Source organism: Microbacterium sp., from assembly GCF_049661145.1.
Lineage (GTDB): Bacteria > Actinomycetota > Actinomycetes > Actinomycetales > Microbacteriaceae > Microbacterium.
The window spans coordinates 1-15,557 of the sequence record NZ_JBASZT010000121.1 but is presented as its reverse complement, the minus strand read 5'-3'; the positions used below and the strand labels follow the sequence as shown (position 1 = coordinate 15,557).

The window sequence follows — 15,557 nt, the reverse complement described above, 5'->3', positions numbered from 1 at the left end:
GCCGAAGACCGCGCCCTCCAGCAGTGAGTTCGACGCGAGCCGGTTCGCGCCGTGCACGCCCGTGCGGGCGACCTCGCCGACGGCATACAGTCCGGGCAGGTCCGTCCGGCCGTGCAGGTCGGTGTCGACCCCACCCATCAGGTAGTGCGCGGCGGGCGTCACGGGAATGGGCTCCCGCGCCCAGTCGAGCCCGCGCTCGCGCACGGCCGCATCGATCGTGGGGAATCGGCGGGCGAGGAACGCCGCCGTCTTCTTTCGGGTCGTGCCGAGCCCCGTCGCGTCCAGCAGCACGGGGCGCCCGCCCTGTTCGGCCATGACCTGTGCGATCGCCCGCGCGACGACGTCCCGCGGGGCGAGCTCGGCGTCGGGATGCACGTCGAGCATGAACCTGCGGCCCTGTTCGTCGCGCAGCACCGCACCCTCGCCGCGGACCGCTTCGGACACGAGGAACGGCTCACCGGCGGCCAGAACCGTGGGGTGGAACTGAAAGAACTCCAGATCAGACACGCTCGCCCCGGCCCGCAGTGCGGCAGCGATCCCGTCCCCGGTCGCGACGGGCGGATTGGTCGTGTGGGCGTAGAGCTGCCCCGCGCCACCCGTGGCGAGGATCACGGCATCCGCGCGACGAACCCGACGTACCCCAGGGATGTCGGGGCGCTCGCCGACGAGCAGCTCGACGCCCGTGACTATTCCGGACCCTGCCGCCGCGACGAGGTCCGCGAGGAAAGCGTGCTCGATCACCTCGACGCCGCTTTCGCGCAGTCGTGCGACGAGCGCCTTTTCGATGACGCTGCCCGTCGCGTCGCCGCCCGCGTGCAGCACCCGCGGGTAGGAGTGGGCGGCCTCGAGACCCTTCACGAACCCGCCATCGGCCCCGCGGTCGAAGGCGACGCCGAGCGCGATCAGTTCGCGGATGCGCGCCGGACCCTCCGTCACGAGCGCACGCACCGCCTCGGGATCGCAGAGACCCGCACCGGCGACGAGGGTGTCGAGCTCGTGCGCTGCGGCGCTGTCGTCATCGAACATGACCCCGGCGATCCCACCCTGCGCGAACCGCGTGTTGGCGTGCTCCAGCACATCTTTGGTCACGAGGGTGATCTCGCAGCCGGATGCCGCGGCGTGCAGTGCCGCGGTGAGCCCGGCGATGCCGGAGCCGACCACGACGACCCGGACGCTCACGGCTTCGCCGCCAGCATCCGCTCGAGAGCGAGACGAGCGGGATCGGCGACGTCGGCGGGCACCGTGATGCGGTTCACGACTTCGCCTGCGACGAGCCGCTCGAGCACCCACGCGAGGTAGCCGGGGTGGATGCGATACATCGTCGAGCATGGGCAGACGACGGGGTCGAGGCAGAAGATCTGGTGCTGCGGGAACTGCGCCGCAAGGCGCTGCACGAGGTTGATCTCGGTGCCGATCGCGAACGTCGTGGGCTCGGTGGCCGCGGCGATCGCCTTGCGGATGTAGTCCGTCGATCCCGACTCGTCCGCGGCATCCACGACCGCCATCGGGCACTCGGGATGCACGATGACGCGCACGCCGGGGTGCGCCGCCCGCGCCTTCTCGATCTGGTCGATCGTGAACCTGCGGTGCACGGAGCAGAACCCGTGCCACAGGATGACGCGCGCGTCGGCCAGCTCGGCGACCGACGACCCGCCGAGGGGCCGGCGCGGGTTCCACATCGGCATCCGTTCGAGCGGAACGCCCATCGCCTTGGCCGTGTTGCGACCGAGGTGCTGGTCGGGGAAGAACAGCACACGGCGCCCGCGTGCGAACGCCCATTCCAGCACCGTCCGCGCGTTCGACGACGTGCAGACGATGCCGCCGTGCCGCCCGACGAACCCCTTGATCGCGGCGGAGGAGTTCATGTATGTCACGGGTACGACAGGCGCGCGCCCGTCGTCACCGCGCGCGTCGAGCGGGCCGTAGACGTCCTCGAGCTGCTCCCAGCACTCTTCGACCTCGTCGATCGAGGCCATGTCGGCCATCGAGCACCCCGCGGCGAGGTTCGGCAGGATCACCGCCTGTTCGGGACGGGAGAGGAGGTCGGCGGTCTCGGCCATGAAGTGCACGCCGCAGAAGACGATCGCCTCGGCATTCGGGTGCTCCAGCGCGGCGTTGGCGAGTTGAAACGAGTCGCCCACGTAGTCGGCGTGGGTGACGACCTCTTCGCGCTGGTAGAAGTGGCCGAGGACGACGACCCTGTCGCCGAGGGTCTGCTTGGCGGCGACGATGCGGGCGTCCAGCTCGGCCTCGCCGGCCTCGCGGTACTCGGCGGGCAGTTCACCTTGCCGTGGCGCCCCCGTGGGGATGACGTCGCCCATCGAGGATCCGGGGCCGTAGCCGGGACGTGAGTCGAAGTCCCACGGACCCGCTGCGAGGTCGGTGTTGCATGTCTCGGCGGTCGAGGCTCCCGTGACGATCGCTTGAATGCCGTGGTCGACGCTCGGGTCGAGACGATCGGCAGGGTGGACGCGGCCGGCGGGACGCGGCTGCAGGGTCAGGGTGGTCATGACAGCACCTCCGGAAGGGATTCGGTCGGTAGGGGCCCGCGCTCGGCGAGCTCGACATCGTGGTTGTAGCGGTACAGTCGCGCAGGACGGTGGCTGCCGGTCCGGAACTGCTCGGTCGGGATGAGCGTTGCGGAGTTCTCCACCTGACGGCGGAAGTTGGCGGGGTCGAGGTCGCGGCCGAGGATCGCCTCGTACACCTCGCGCAGGTCGGCGAGCGTGAACAGGTCGGGCAGCAGGCCGTGGGCGATGCGGCTGTAGCCGACCTTGTTGCGCAGGCGCCACAGCGCATAGTCGACGATGTGGTTGTGGTCGAAGGCGAGAGCAGGGAGGGATGCCGCGTCGAACCACGCGGCATTCTCGGATGCCGGGGCGAGCAGAGCGCCTTCGCGCAGCAGCGCCCAGTACACGATCGACACGACGCGCGTCGGGGAACGGTCGATATCGCCGAAGGCGTAGAGCTGCTCGAGGTAGCTCGGCGCCAGACCCGTCGTTTCGGCGAGAGTGCGGGATGCCGCGGTCTCGAGCTCTTCGGCCGCGTCGAGCCAACCGCCGGGAAGCGCCCACAGTCCCTCGTGCGGGTCCCGGGTGCGGCGCACGAGCGGGAGGACGACGCTCGAACGATCGGTGCCGGGTTCACGCCGCAGGCTGAAGATCACCGTCGAAACGGCGACGCGGATGTCGCCCTCGCTCGAAACGGGGGACGGAGCGGCGGAGGGGGAGTTTGTTCGTGTCATGGTGACTATAACCTCGATGAGATCTTATAGTCAATCCGACCTGAAGTGCAAGTCCCGAGCGACGGGAGAACAGCACGCTTCCAGCCGAGCCATAGTGCCGGCCTCTACCGTGGATGCGAAGGGAGGGTCGCATGCTCGTCGTGGATGTCGTCGCGCTCGTCGCGCTTCTCGCGGCATTCATCGTGGGTGTCACCCGAGGATTGTTCGCGAGTCTCGGCGCGATCGCCGGCACGGTGCTCGGCGCCCTCGGCGCGCTCTGGCTCGTGCCGCTGGCAACCCCGTTCGCGTCCGAGGCGATTCCCGCTGACGCGTGGCGCAGCGCGGCCTTGGCCGGTCTCGCCGTCATCGTCGTGCTGCTGGGCGCCGGGATCGGCGCCGGCGTCGGCGGAATGATCCGTCGGGGAGTTGATCGCACCCGGCTGCGTGGCGTGGAACGCATCGGCGGCGGTGTCGTCGGCATCGCCGCCGTGGCGCTCGCGTTGCTGATCGTCGGAGCGGGTCTCACCTCCGCGGGCATTCCCGCCGTCTCGGCTGCGGTGGGCTCATCGCAGGTGCTTCGAATGCTGGACCGGCTCACGCCCGCCCCTCTCGACGACGCTCTCGCGCAGGTGGGCGCCCTCGTGATCGAAGACGGCCTGCCGAGGATCGAGCAGGCCATCGGAGGAAGTACCACTCCGACCGATCCGCCCATCGCACTCGACGATCCAGAGCTGCAGACCGCTTCGGCGTCGGTCGCGCGGATCAGCGGCACCGCCTACGCGTGCGGCACGTCGATGACCGGCTCCGGGTTCGTCGCCGGGAACGGCCTGGTCGTCACGAACGCCCACGTCGTCGCCGGCGTGCAGACGCCGATCGTCGAGCTGCCCAGTGTCGACGCCGGGGCGGGCTGGTTCGGCGCTGACGGCAGCCGTACCCGCGAAGGGCGCATCGTGTACTTCGATCCCCTCGACGATCTCGCCGTGATCGCCGTCGATGGGCTCGACGCCGGAGTGCTCCCGATCGCCGATCCCGTCGAACCCGGGACGCAGGCGGCGGTGCAGGGCTACCCTCTCGGCGGCCCGTTCAGCAGCTCGACCGCCGACGTGATCGCCGTCGGCGAGGTCAGGGTGCCCGACATCTACGACCGGTCGGCGATGCCGCGCGCGATCTATACGCTCGACGCCGATGTGCAGCCCGGGAACTCCGGAGGTCCCCTCCTCAGCGGCGACGGCGAGGTGATCGGCGTCGTGTTCGCACGCGGTGAGGACGGGGAACGGCGAGGCTATGCCATGACCACCGACGAGTTGCGGCCAGTGCTCGCGGTGGTGAATGCCGGCGATGCCGAAGTGTCATCCGGTGAATGCATGCAGTAGCCGAACATGCGCCGGTCGGAACCCGTGCGGTGGCTACGGGCGATATGCTAACTCGAAAGTGTCGTGACATGACTCAGACTTTCTCGCCCTACGGCGCGGCAGCGCCCCTGAGAAGCTGATGCGAAAGTCTCGCCTTCCCGAGGCAGGTTTCCTCGCCCCAGGGCGCGGCCGCGCCCCTGAAAAGCTGAGCCGATAACTGAATCCCACAATCGAACATTGGCCGCATGACGTGTGCGGGAGAGCCCCGGCATCCGCTCCTGACGGGAGGCGGGAGCCGGGCACCGAAGGAGCAAGCCTCCCCGCCAATCTCTCAGGTCCGCGTACCGCTCGCGTCCGGCCGCTCTGGAAAGTGATTTCGAGCGCAGCGAGAAATCAGGTTGAGCGAGGACGCGCAGCGTCCGAGTCGAAACCCTGGTGACCTTTCGCTCCGCGGGTTCCCATCTGCGCGAAGATCTCCGCCGACGGTGAAAGCCGGCATCTGCTCCGTCAGTGCCGGTGAAGCTCTCAGGTCCATGACAGAGGGGGAGTTCGCGGCTGCCGGCCCCGGCATCCGTCCGCTCGCTTCCCAGAACTGGTGGCTGAACTCGTGTCCGACCTCCGCACCACCGCGCTCCACGACCGCCATGCCGCGCTCGGCGCCTCCTTCACCGACTTCGGCGGATGGGACATGCCCGTCCGCTACAGTTCCGACCTCGCCGAGCACCACGCGGTGCGCGGCGCCGCGGGCCTGTTCGACATCTCCCACATGGCCGAGTTCCTCGTGACCGGTTCCGGTGCGGCGCCGTTCCTCGACTACGCGCTGGCCGGTCGCATCTCGACGATGAAGGTCGGCAAGGCGAAGTACTCGCTCATGCTGACGGATGCCGGCGGTGTCCTCGACGACGTCATCGTGTACCGGCTCGACGACGATCGATTCCTCGTGATCTCCAACGCCGGCAACCGGGACGCCGTCGCGGCGGCCTTTGCCGAGCGGGTGCAGCGTGCGCCCGTGTCGGCGGCCTTCGCAGCCGGACCCTCGGAGGGGACGACGATCTTCGCTCAGGTCATGGGATTCGCGGGCGCAACGGTCGAGGACATCTCCGACGCATACTCGCTGATCGCCGTGCAGGGTCCGCGCGCCCGCGAGATCGTCGAGGTCACCACTGGAATCGAGGGCGTGACGCCGACGCTCGCCGACCTCGGCTACTACGCGTGGTCGGGCGGCACCTTCCAGGGCGAGCCGCTCTTCGTCGCCCGCACCGGGTACACCGGCGAGGACGGTTTCGAACTGCTGATGGCGAACGCCCTCGCGCCCTCGCTGTGGGATGCGCTGCTGGCCGCGGGCACACCGCTCGGGCTCGTGCAGGCGGGCCTTGCCGCCCGCGACACGTTGCGGCTCGAAGCGGGCATGCCGCTGCACGGCCATGAGCTGTCGGCCGACATCCGCCCGGCGCAGGCCGGCCTCGGCCGGGTCGTCGCGCTCGACAAGGACGACTTCGTCGGCAAGCAGGCGCTGACCGCGGCATCCGCTGTCGCCGACCTGCCCGTGCTCGTCGGGCTCACCGCCGACGGCCGTCGCGCCGGACGCGCCGGATACGCCGTGACGGATGCCGAGGGCACCGCCGTCGGCGAGATCACGAGCGGGGCGCTCAGCCCGACGTTGGGGCATCCCATCGCGCTCGCCTTCGTCCCCCCGGAGCTGTCGGCGCCGGGCACCGAACTCTTCCTCGACGTGCGGGGGACCCGCATCCCCGCGACCGTGACCGCACTGCCCTTTTACCGGAGGACCGCATGACCGACCTGAGTAGCCTCAAGTACACCGAAGAGCACGAGTGGGTCGCCGTCGCCGGCGACGTCGCGACGGTCGGGATCACCGACTACGCCGCCGACAAGCTCGGCGACGTCGTCTACGTCGACCTCCCGGCGGTCGGTACGACCGTCACCGCGGGCGCCGTCTGCGGCGAGATCGAATCCACGAAGTCGGTCGGCGAGCTGTACGCGCCGCTGACCGGCGAGGTCGTCGAGATCAACGACGCCGTCGTGGACGACCCGTCCGCCGTCAACGCGGACGCGTTCGGCGCGTGGCTCGTGAAGATCCAGATCGATCCGGCGGACGCCGACGGCCTGCTCGATCGGGCGGCGTACGTCGCGCTCACGGGCGGCGAGGCGTGACCGGTTTCGCCTCTCGGCACATCGGCACCGACGCCGCGGCGCAGGCCGCGATGCTGGCAGCGCTCGGCTACGACAGCGTCGAAGCGCTCGTCGAGCGGGCGGTCCCGGCATCCATCCATGCCCGTCCCGTCGCGGACTCGGTGCTGCCGCCGGCGGCGACCGAGGCCGAGGCGCTCGCGGAGCTCCGGTCGCTGGCGTCGCTGAACCGCCCGGCGCGGCCGATGATCGGGCTCGGGTACTACGACACGTTCACGCCGTCGGTCATCGCGCGGAACGTTCTCGAGAACCCGTCGTGGTACACCGCCTACACGCCGTATCAGCCGGAGATCTCGCAGGGACGGCTGGAGGCGCTGATCAACTTCCAGACGATGGTGACCGATCTCACGGGCCTGCAGACGGCGAACGCGTCGATGCTCGACGAGTCGACGGCCGTCGTCGAGGGGATGCTGGTGGCTCGCCGCGCGTCGAAGTCGACCTCGAACGTCTTTCTCGTCGATGCGGACGCACTGCCGCAGACCAAGGCCCTGCTCGCTCACCGCGCCGCCGCCCTCGGCATCGAGCTCGTTGACATCCGGTGGTCGAGTGCCGACGCTTCAGCGTCGGTGTATCGAGACCACAGCGAGCGGTTTCAGAGCGCTGACCTCCCGGCATCCTTCGGCGCCTTCATCCAATACCCCGGCGCGACCGGCCGGGTGTGGGACCCGTCCGAGGTCATCGCCGCCGTGCAGGCGCAGGGCGGACTCGCGGTCGTCGCGGCCGACCTGCTGGCCCTGACGCTGCTGCGCTCGCCCGGTTCGCTCGGCGCCGACATCGCGGTGGGCACGACGCAGCGGTTCGGAGTTCCGCTCGGCTTCGGCGGTCCGCACGCCGGCTACATGGCGGTGCGGTCGGGCCTGGAGCGGCAGCTGCCGGGGCGCCTCGTCGGCGTGTCGCAGGATGCCGAGGGCCACCCGGCCTACCGGCTCTCGCTGCAGACGCGGGAACAGCACATCCGGCGCGAGAAGGCCACGAGCAACATCTGCACGGCGCAGGTGCTGCTGGCGGTCATGGCGTCGATGTATGCCGTGTACCACGGGCCGGAGGGGCTGCGCCGGATCGCGTCGGAGGTCGCCGCGAAGGCGCACCTGCTGCGCGACTGGATCGCGGAGGCGGGGAACGACATCCTCCACGACGACTTCTTCGACACGATCGTCGTGTCGGTGCCCGGCCGCGCCGGCGTCGTCGTCGACCTCGCGCGAGAGCGCGGGTTCCAGCTCTGGTTCCGCGACACCGACTCCGTCGGTGTCTCGGTCGACGAGACCACGACGCTCTCGGACCTGCATGTGCTGGCGCAGGTGTTCGGGGCGCCCGAGCGCCGCTGGGTAGCCTACGCACCACTGGCGGAGCCGCAGCTTCCCGAAGCGCTGCGACGGGAGGACGAGTTCCTCACGCACCCGGTGTTCCACGCGCACCGCTCCGAAACGGCGATGATGCGCTACCTCAAGCAGCTCGCCGACCGTGATTACGCGCTCGATCGCGGCATGATCCCGCTCGGGTCGTGCACGATGAAGCTGAATGCTGCGACCGAGATGGCGGCGGTGTCGTGGCCGGAGTTCTCGCGCGTGCATCCCTTCGCGCCGGCAGAGGATGTCGCCGGGTACCTCGTGCTGATCGAGCAGCTGGAGTCGTGGCTCGCCGAGATCACGGGGTACGACGCCGTGTCGCTGCAGCCGAACGCCGGATCGCAGGGCGAGCTCGCGGGCCTGCTCGCGATCCGCGGGTACCACCACTCGCGCGGCGAGGCCGAGCGGAACGCGTGTCTCATCCCGTCGTCTGCCCACGGCACCAACGCGGCCTCGGCGGTGCTCGCCGGGATGCGGGTCGTCGTGGTCGCGTGCGACGAACAGGGCAACGTCGACCTGAGCGACCTTCGCGCCAAGATCGCGGCGCACGCCGACACGCTCGCCGCACTGATGATCACGTACCCGTCGACGCACGGCGTGTACGAGCAGGATGTCGTGGAGCTGTGCGCCGCGGTGCACGACGCCGGCGGCCAGGTGTACGTCGACGGCGCCAACATGAACGCGCTGGTCGGGTTCGCCCGGTTCGGCGACCTCGGCGGCGATGTGTCGCATCTGAACCTGCACAAGACGTTCGCGATTCCGCACGGCGGCGGCGGGCCGGGGGTGGGACCGGTCGCGGCGAAGGAGCATCTCGCGCCGTTCCTGCCGTCGCATCCGCTCGCGCAGCGCGCGGCGCACGCGGGGGATTTCGTGTTCGACGGAGGGCCGGTGTCGGCCGCGCCGTACGGTTCGGCATCCATCCTGCCGATCTCGTGGGCGTACGTCCGGATGATGGGCACGGCGGGGCTGCGGCAGGCGACCGGGGCGGCGGTGCTCGCGGCGAACTACATCGCGACGCGGCTGCGCGACCACTATCCGGTGCTCTACGCGGGGGAGGGCGGACTCGTCGCGCACGAGTGCATCCTCGACCTGCGGCCGCTGAAGGAGGAGACGGGCGTCACCGTCGACGACGTCGCGAAGCGGCTGATCGACTACGGCTTCCATGCTCCGACGATGTCGTTCCCGGTTGCGGGGACGCTGATGGTCGAGCCGACCGAGTCGGAGGATCTGGGCGAGATCGAGCGGTTCGTCGAGGCGATGATCGCGATCCGCGCCGAGGCTTCTCGCGTGCAGGCGGGGGAGTGGGATGCCGCCGACAACCCGCTTGTGAACGCACCCCACACCGCGGCGGTCGCGGTGTCGGATGCCTGGGATCACCCGTACTCGCGGTCGGAGGCGGTGTACCCCGTGGGGTCGCTCGTGCGGACGAAGTACTGGCCTCCCGTGCGCCGCATCGACAACGCCTACGGCGACCGCAACCTCGTCTGCGCCTGCCCACCCGTCGAGGCCTTCGCGTAGCGCCGCCCCCGCCCGCACCCGCGCCGCCCCCACCCGCGTCGTTGCCGAGAGAACATCTCAGAGCCGAGAGAACGGGTGCTACCCGTTCTCTCGGCGTCGCGTTGTTCTCTCGCGGTCTGAGGGGACACGGGGGATGCGATCGTCGCGGGACAGCAAGCGGTCGTAGGGCTGCAGCAGCTTCATGAGGGACCGCAGCGGGGCGATCTGGACCGGGAGCAGTTGCGGAAGTCCGAACCCGACGAGCAGATCGCGCAGCGGCCACACCCTGGCCACCTCGATCCAGCCCCAGTGGGCGATCGCCGCCACCGGACCGCTGAGCAGACGTCGGTCGCGCTCCCGGCGCTTGCGCAGCAGACCCGCCGGATCGCCGAAGCGTCCGTCGTACTTGAACTCGCCGTCCGGCTCACCGAGGAGCCCGAGATTCTCCCACCATTGGTCGCCGCGATCGACTGTCCCGTCGGCTGCGACGAAGGCGTGTTGGAGCTCGGGTGCGGGAAACCCCAGCCACTCCCGGACGGCATCGCTGAGCGACTCGAGGGCGCTCTCGCGCTGGGCGGATGCTCTTGTCAGCGCCCAGCGCGCCGTGTTCCGTCCGCGGCCGGTCGGGCGGCTCTCGTTCTCCGTACTCAGAGCGTCACGGCTGAGCAGCGGGTCGAGCCGCAACGCGGCATCGGTCGCAGCGAGTCCCAGCGCGTGGTGGCGATAGCGCGCCAGCGTCACGGCGGTGACGGCGGGCGTGGTCACAACGATGCCTCCCACGGTGATGAGATCGGGCAGCGCCGCCGCGCGATGCGAACGGATGCCGGCGGACTCGCGGGCCGCCTCCGTGGCGGCCACGAGGACGTGGACCGTGACCGGATCGCCGACCACCGGCATCCCCACGAGGACCGCCGCCGACTCATGGCAGAAGATGGCGTCGGGACGGACGAGCGCGACCGCGTGCACCCGCGCGAGGTACCTCTCCCACGGTCGCAGTCGACGCCACTGAGCCGCCGGCGCGAACACGCCGGCGCGAACCCGGACGACGTCGCCTCGTGCCACGGCGCGTTCCGGATGGGGGAGCTCGGTGCCGCGCAGTAGCGTCACCGGTGATGGGCTCAACGCGAGTGAGGTGGTGAGGGTCAGCATGCCCTGACAGTGCCCGACAACAGTGGCGCGTGGGCCGCAGATGCCCGAATCGGTGGAGAGTCCGCCGGATTCTCCACCTGTGGAGAGAGCGACTCCGCCGATCCCCGCCGACCCCTCCAAGCCTTGAGAGAACAACTGCACGCCGAGAGAACGGTTGCTACCCGTTCTCTCGGCGCCGAGTTGTTCTCTCGAGGGGGGAGCGAGCGGCGGCGGGCGGCGGCGGTCGGCGGGGGCGGGGGGTCGAGGGGGTCAGACGAACAGGGCGGGCCACCACGCGGCGGCCAGGGGATAGCCGACGAAGGCGATCACGTCGATGAAGGTGTGCGCGATCACGAGCGACATGACGCGGCCCCAGCGCTGGTACACCCACCCGAAGACGATCCCCATCGCGATGTTGCCGGCCAGCGGTCCCCACCCCTGATACGCGTGGTACGCGCCGCGCAGCGCAGCCGTCGACAGGATGATCGCCCACGTACCCCAGCCCAGCCGCCGCAGCCGGTCGAACAGGTAGCCGATGAAGATCACCTCTTCCGTCAGCCCCGCCCGCAGCGCCGCCAGGAGCAGCAAAGGAACCGTCCACCACGACGGATCCAGCGGCGACGCATCGACCTGCACGGTGATCCCCAGCGCGCGCCCCGCGACGTACAACCCCAGCCCGGGCGCACCGATCACCGCGATCAGCAGCACGCCCGCACCGAGGTCGCGCCCGAAGAGGCGGATGCTGCGGAAGTCCAGTCCGATCCGTCGGAATGCGGAAGCACCCGGCCCCCACAGCAGATAGATCGCCAGGGCGATCGGCGCGAGCGCGAAGAACTGTGCGACGAACTGGTAGAGGACATCCCAGAACTGCTGCGCGTTCGCGCCCGGGTTCAGCGACGTCGACTGGTCGCCCAATGCCTGCTCGCGTGTCAGCGCCTGCAGGAGCGAGAGCACCGAGTACACCGCCGAGCGCCCCACCGACAGCGTCAGGACGATCGCGATCTCCCACCACAGGCGTGTCCGTGACGGCGTGGGCAGCGCGTCTGCCGCCGCAGACCGGTCCACGGTACTCATCCGGACGCGCGGGGGCACTCTCCGATGCTAGTCGGTCGCCCGCAGCTCACAGCCCCACGATGAGCGTGACGACCATCGCGACGAGGAGCACGGCGCCCAGTGCGATCGGCAGCACGTCCCACCCGGACCTCGTCTGTTCGCTCGACGGCGTCGCATTGCGGCGCACCTGATCGAGGTCGTCCGCTGTCCGCGTGAATGCGCCGGGGTCGTCGCCGATGCGTCGAGTCGCGGTCCGCACGATTGCGCCTGGGCCCCGGGATGCTGTGACCGCGTAGGCGGTGATCACGCGTCCGCTTTCGAGCTCGAACATGAGGTGGAGCCGCTGCCGTATCGCGGCGACGCGCGGCCATGGGAGGTCATACGTGCGCAAGAAGCTGATGACGCGAGCGCGCTCGGAGTCGTAGACCACGCGGGGACGCAGCAGCATGATCCACAGCACCCAGGCGAGGAACAGCAGGAACGGCAGCGACGTCGCCAACAGCGGCCAGTTCTGAATCACGGCGAAATCGATCCCGATCAGGGCCATCACGCTGACCCCGGCCCAGAAGGTCACGGTCGATCGGGGGTCGCGGAGCACGTACCTGTGGTCCCCGGAAGTGTGCTCCCCGGATGCAGGGGGGCGCCTCACTCGGGGAAGTGGCACGCGACGGAGTCCGAACCGCCGGCCTTGACAGGCTGAAGGGGCGGCTCCAGCGTCGCGCAGATGTCTTGCGCCTTCCAGCAACGGGTGCGGAAACGGCATCCTGACGGCGGGTTGATCGGTGAGGGCACATCGCCGGTGAGCCGGATGCGCTCGCGGCGGCCCCCGACAGCAGCCTGACTGACGTCGGGTACCGCCGAGAGCAGCGCCTTCGAGTAGGGATGGAGCGGGTGGCTGTAGAGCTCTTCGCGCGGCGCCTGCTCGACGAGTTTGCCGAGATACATGACGGCGATGTCGGGACAGAAGTGGCGCACGATCGCGAGGTCGTGAGCGATGAACAGGAAGGCGATGTCGAACTGGCGCTGCAGATCCTTCAGCAGATTGATGACCTGCGCCTGGATCGACACGTCGAGCGCAGAGACCGGCTCGTCGGCGACCAGCAGCTTCGGTTGCAGCGTCAGGGCGCGCGCGATGCCGATGCGTTGCCGCTGACCGCCGGAGAACTCGTGCGGGTAGCGGTTGTAGTGCTCGGGGTTCAGGCCGACGATCTCGAGCAACTCCTGCACGCGCCGCAGCCGCCCCTGCCGTGGCACCAGTTTGTGGATCTCCAGCGGCGCACCGATGATCTCGCTGACAGTCTGTCGCGGGTTGAGCGAGGTATACGGGTCCTGGAAGATCATCTGGATGTCGCGGCGTAGCGGTTTGAGCTGGCGGGCGCTCGACTTGGCGATGTCGCGCCCCTCGAACAGGATCTGTCCTGCGGTGGGCTCGTAGAGGCGTGTCACGAGCCGACCGATCGTCGATTTGCCAGAGCCGGACTCGCCGACGAGGCCGAGCGCCTGGCCGTGCCCAATCGTGAACGACACCCCGTCGACGGCCTTGACATGGCCCACGGTGCGGGAAATGACTCCCTGCGACCTGACGGGGAAGTGCATCTTGAGGTCGCGGACCTCGAGCAGCGGAATGCTCACTGGGCTCCTTCCGCACTCACGAGGGCGAGGGTGGAGAGATCGCGTTCGGCCAGATGGCAGCGGCGCAGGTGGCCGGGGGCGATCTCCGCCAACTCGGGGAGCTCGGTCGTGCACCGATCGCCCGGCACGAGCGAAGTGAATGCGCACCGCGGATGGAACGCGCACCCTGTCGGCGGATTGAGCAGGCTCGGCGGGTTACCGGGAATCGGATGCAGCGGCACGTCGACGGGGCTCGAGAGGTCGGGCACCGACTTCAGCAGGCCGAGGGTATAGGGCATGGCAGGGGCGGTCAGCAGCTGCTTGGTGGCGCCGTACTCCACCGCACGGCCGGCATACATGACGAGCACGTCGTCGGCGAGCTCAGCGATGACCCCGAGGTCGTGTGTGATCATGATGAGCGCCGTGTTGAACTCGCGCTGCAGATCCTGCAGCAGGTCCAGGATCTGCGCCTGCACGGTCACATCGAGCGCCGTGGTCGGCTCGTCGGCGATGAGCAGCGTGGGATCGTTGATGAGCGCCATCGCGATCATGACGCGCTGGCGCATCCCCCCGGAGAACTGGTGCGGGTAGTCGTCGACGCGTCGGTCGGGCTGAGGGATGCCGACGCGATCGAGCATTTCGATGGCCCTGGCACGGGCGGCCTTGCGGTTGACATCGTTGTGGGCACGGTACGCCTCGGCGACCTGGTCGCCGACGCTGTAGTACGGATGCAGGGCCGAAAGCGGGTCCTGGAAGATCATCGCGATGTCCTTACCGCGCCGGCGCTGCATCTCCTTGTCGCTGATGCCGAGCAGTTCGGTGCCGTCGAACCAGATCGCGCCGCTGACCAGCGCGCTCGTGTTCCGATGCAGACCCAGGATCGCCGACGACGACACCGACTTGCCGGAGCCTGACTCGCCGACGATGCCGAGCGTCTTACCCCGCTCGAGCGAGTAGCTGAGCCCATCGGTGGCACGCACGATGCCGTCGATGGTGGGGAAGTGCACGACGAGATTCTCGACAGACAGAAATGGCTGGCTCATCTCGGCCCTCAATTCGTGACCCGCACGCGCGGGTCGATGTAGGCGTACAGGATGTCGACGATGATGTTCATCACGATCACGGCGACGGCGCCGACGATCACCAGACCGATCAGCACAGGCAGATCGTGGTTGTTGTTCGCCTTGACAGCGAGGGCTCCCATGCCCTGATAGTTGAACACGCTCTCGGTGATGATCGCGCCCGCCAGCAGACCCGCGAAGTCGAGGCCGGCGAGCGTCACGAGCGGCGTGAGGGCCGCGCGCAGACCGTGTTTGAAAAGCACCGTGCGTTCGGAGAGCCCCTTCGCGCGTGCGGTGCGGATATAGTCCTCCGACATCGATTCGAGCACGAAGGCACGGGTATACCGCACATAGGCGGCCATGAAGAAGAGGGCGAGCGTGAGCGCCGGCAGGGTGATCCCGATGATCCACGGCCCGAGGTCGGCGAAGCTCTTCAGCGGTTCGAATCGGGGATAGGGCCACAGGCCCCACTTGACCGACACGTACTGGAGCAGGAAGGTTCCGATCACGAACACCGGGAGCGCGTACACCACGAGTGTCGCGCCGACGACGATGCGATCCAACCATCGGCCCTTATAGACGGCGGCGAGGATGCCGATCAGCACGCCGAACACGATCCAGAGCACGAAGCTCGCGATGGAGAGGGAGATCGTTGGGCCCGCCGCCTTGACGAGCAACGCATTGACGGTCTTCTGCTCGCTCTGCGAATAGCCCAGGCAGGGCGCCGCGCAGTGGACGATGCGGTTCTCATAGCCGTTCTCGATCAACTGCTCTCGGTACTCATCGTCGACGGGGAAGTCGCGTCCGACGACGAGGCCCGAGACGAACGCCCCGAACTGCTGCGGGATCGACTTGTCGTAGCCGAGAAGCTGGGTGGTCTGCTCGAGCTTCTCGGGTGTGCAGTACTTGCCGCACTGGTTGATCGCGGGATTGCCGTTGGCGAAGAACAGTGCGAAGACGACGAAGATCATCACGATCACCATGACGATGCCGACGAGCGTTCGGCGGATGATGAACGCGATCACGTGATGACCTCTCTCGCCTTTCAGAGGGTGTCGGGTGGGCGCCTTTCGACGCC

The 15,557-nt window shown here is 69.0% G+C and carries 13 protein-coding genes and 1 riboswitch; of the genes, 4 read left to right on the top strand and 9 right to left on the bottom strand.

Annotated features, from left to right (window positions below):
• The 3 genes from nadB to WBP48_RS05460 form a co-directional block, all read right to left on the bottom strand.
• On the bottom strand, window positions 1–1,179 hold a 1,179-nt coding region (gene nadB, locus WBP48_RS05470), incomplete at its 3' end, for an L-aspartate oxidase (RefSeq protein WP_424437243.1).
• Complete coding sequence (nadA, locus tag WBP48_RS05465; protein WP_424437240.1) at window positions 1,176–2,510, bottom strand: quinolinate synthase NadA; 1,335 nt, start codon at window positions 2,508–2,510, stop codon at window positions 1,176–1,178. The genes nadB and nadA, both read right to left, overlap by 4 nt.
• Window positions 2,507–3,244: an NUDIX hydrolase gene (locus WBP48_RS05460; protein WP_424437237.1), complete on the bottom strand. Its 738-nt coding sequence runs from the start codon at window positions 3,242–3,244 to the stop codon at window positions 2,507–2,509. The genes nadA and WBP48_RS05460 overlap by 4 nt, the downstream gene beginning before the upstream one ends.
• A gap of 131 nt (window positions 3,245–3,375) precedes the next feature.
• Here WBP48_RS05460 and WBP48_RS05455 point away from each other — a divergent pair, with 131 nt between their 5' ends.
• The 4 genes from WBP48_RS05455 (at window position 3,376) to gcvP (ending at window position 9,647) form a co-directional block, all read left to right on the top strand.
• Window positions 3,376–4,596, top strand: a complete 1,221-nt coding sequence (locus tag WBP48_RS05455; protein WP_424437234.1) for a MarP family serine protease — start codon at window positions 3,376–3,378, stop codon at window positions 4,594–4,596.
• A 224-nt stretch (window positions 4,597–4,820) separates the two neighbouring features.
• A riboswitch (glycine riboswitch) is annotated at window positions 4,821–4,932 on the top strand.
• A 250-nt stretch (window positions 4,933–5,182) separates the two neighbouring features.
• A complete protein-coding gene (locus WBP48_RS05450; RefSeq protein WP_424437252.1) occupies window positions 5,183–6,370 on the top strand; it encodes a glycine cleavage system aminomethyltransferase GcvT in 1,188 nt (395 codons plus the stop codon).
• A complete protein-coding gene (gene gcvH, locus WBP48_RS05445; RefSeq protein ID WP_424437231.1) occupies window positions 6,367–6,747 on the top strand; it encodes a glycine cleavage system protein GcvH in 381 nt (126 codons plus the stop codon). The genes WBP48_RS05450 and gcvH overlap by 4 nt, the downstream gene beginning before the upstream one ends.
• 50 nt (window positions 6,748–6,797) lie before the next feature.
• Window positions 6,798–9,647 (top strand): aminomethyl-transferring glycine dehydrogenase, encoded by a 2,850-nt coding sequence (gene gcvP, locus WBP48_RS05440; RefSeq protein WP_424437249.1) that lies wholly within the window; start codon window positions 6,798–6,800, stop codon window positions 9,645–9,647.
• 78 nt (window positions 9,648–9,725) lie between these two features.
• On the opposite strand, the gene WBP48_RS05435 is transcribed toward gcvP, so the two are convergent.
• From WBP48_RS05435 to WBP48_RS05410, 6 genes are all read right to left on the bottom strand, one after another.
• On the bottom strand, window positions 9,726–10,775 hold the full coding sequence (locus WBP48_RS05435) for a type IV toxin-antitoxin system AbiEi family antitoxin (protein WP_424437228.1): 1,050 nt from the start codon (window positions 10,773–10,775) through the stop codon (window positions 9,726–9,728).
• Between the two features lie 249 nt (window positions 10,776–11,024).
• Window positions 11,025–11,828 (bottom strand): CPBP family intramembrane glutamic endopeptidase, encoded by an 804-nt coding sequence (locus WBP48_RS05430; protein WP_424437246.1) that lies wholly within the window; start codon window positions 11,826–11,828, stop codon window positions 11,025–11,027.
• Window positions 11,829–11,874: 46 nt separating this feature from the next.
• Window positions 11,875–12,405, bottom strand: a complete 531-nt coding sequence (locus tag WBP48_RS05425) for a hypothetical protein (protein WP_424437225.1) — start codon at window positions 12,403–12,405, stop codon at window positions 11,875–11,877.
• Between the two features lie 47 nt (window positions 12,406–12,452).
• Window positions 12,453–13,439 (bottom strand): ABC transporter ATP-binding protein, encoded by a 987-nt coding sequence (locus WBP48_RS05420; RefSeq protein WP_424437222.1) that lies wholly within the window; start codon window positions 13,437–13,439, stop codon window positions 12,453–12,455.
• The gene (locus WBP48_RS05415; protein WP_424437219.1) at window positions 13,436–14,461 is read right to left on the bottom strand and encodes an ABC transporter ATP-binding protein; all 1,026 of its coding nucleotides are present in this window, start codon (window positions 14,459–14,461) and stop codon (window positions 13,436–13,438) included. The genes WBP48_RS05420 and WBP48_RS05415 overlap by 4 nt, the downstream gene beginning before the upstream one ends.
• Window positions 14,462–14,469: 8 nt before the next feature.
• Window positions 14,470–15,504: an ABC transporter permease gene (locus tag WBP48_RS05410; protein WP_424437216.1), complete on the bottom strand. Its 1,035-nt coding sequence runs from the start codon at window positions 15,502–15,504 to the stop codon at window positions 14,470–14,472.
• Window positions 15,505–15,557: the final 53 nt, after the last annotated feature.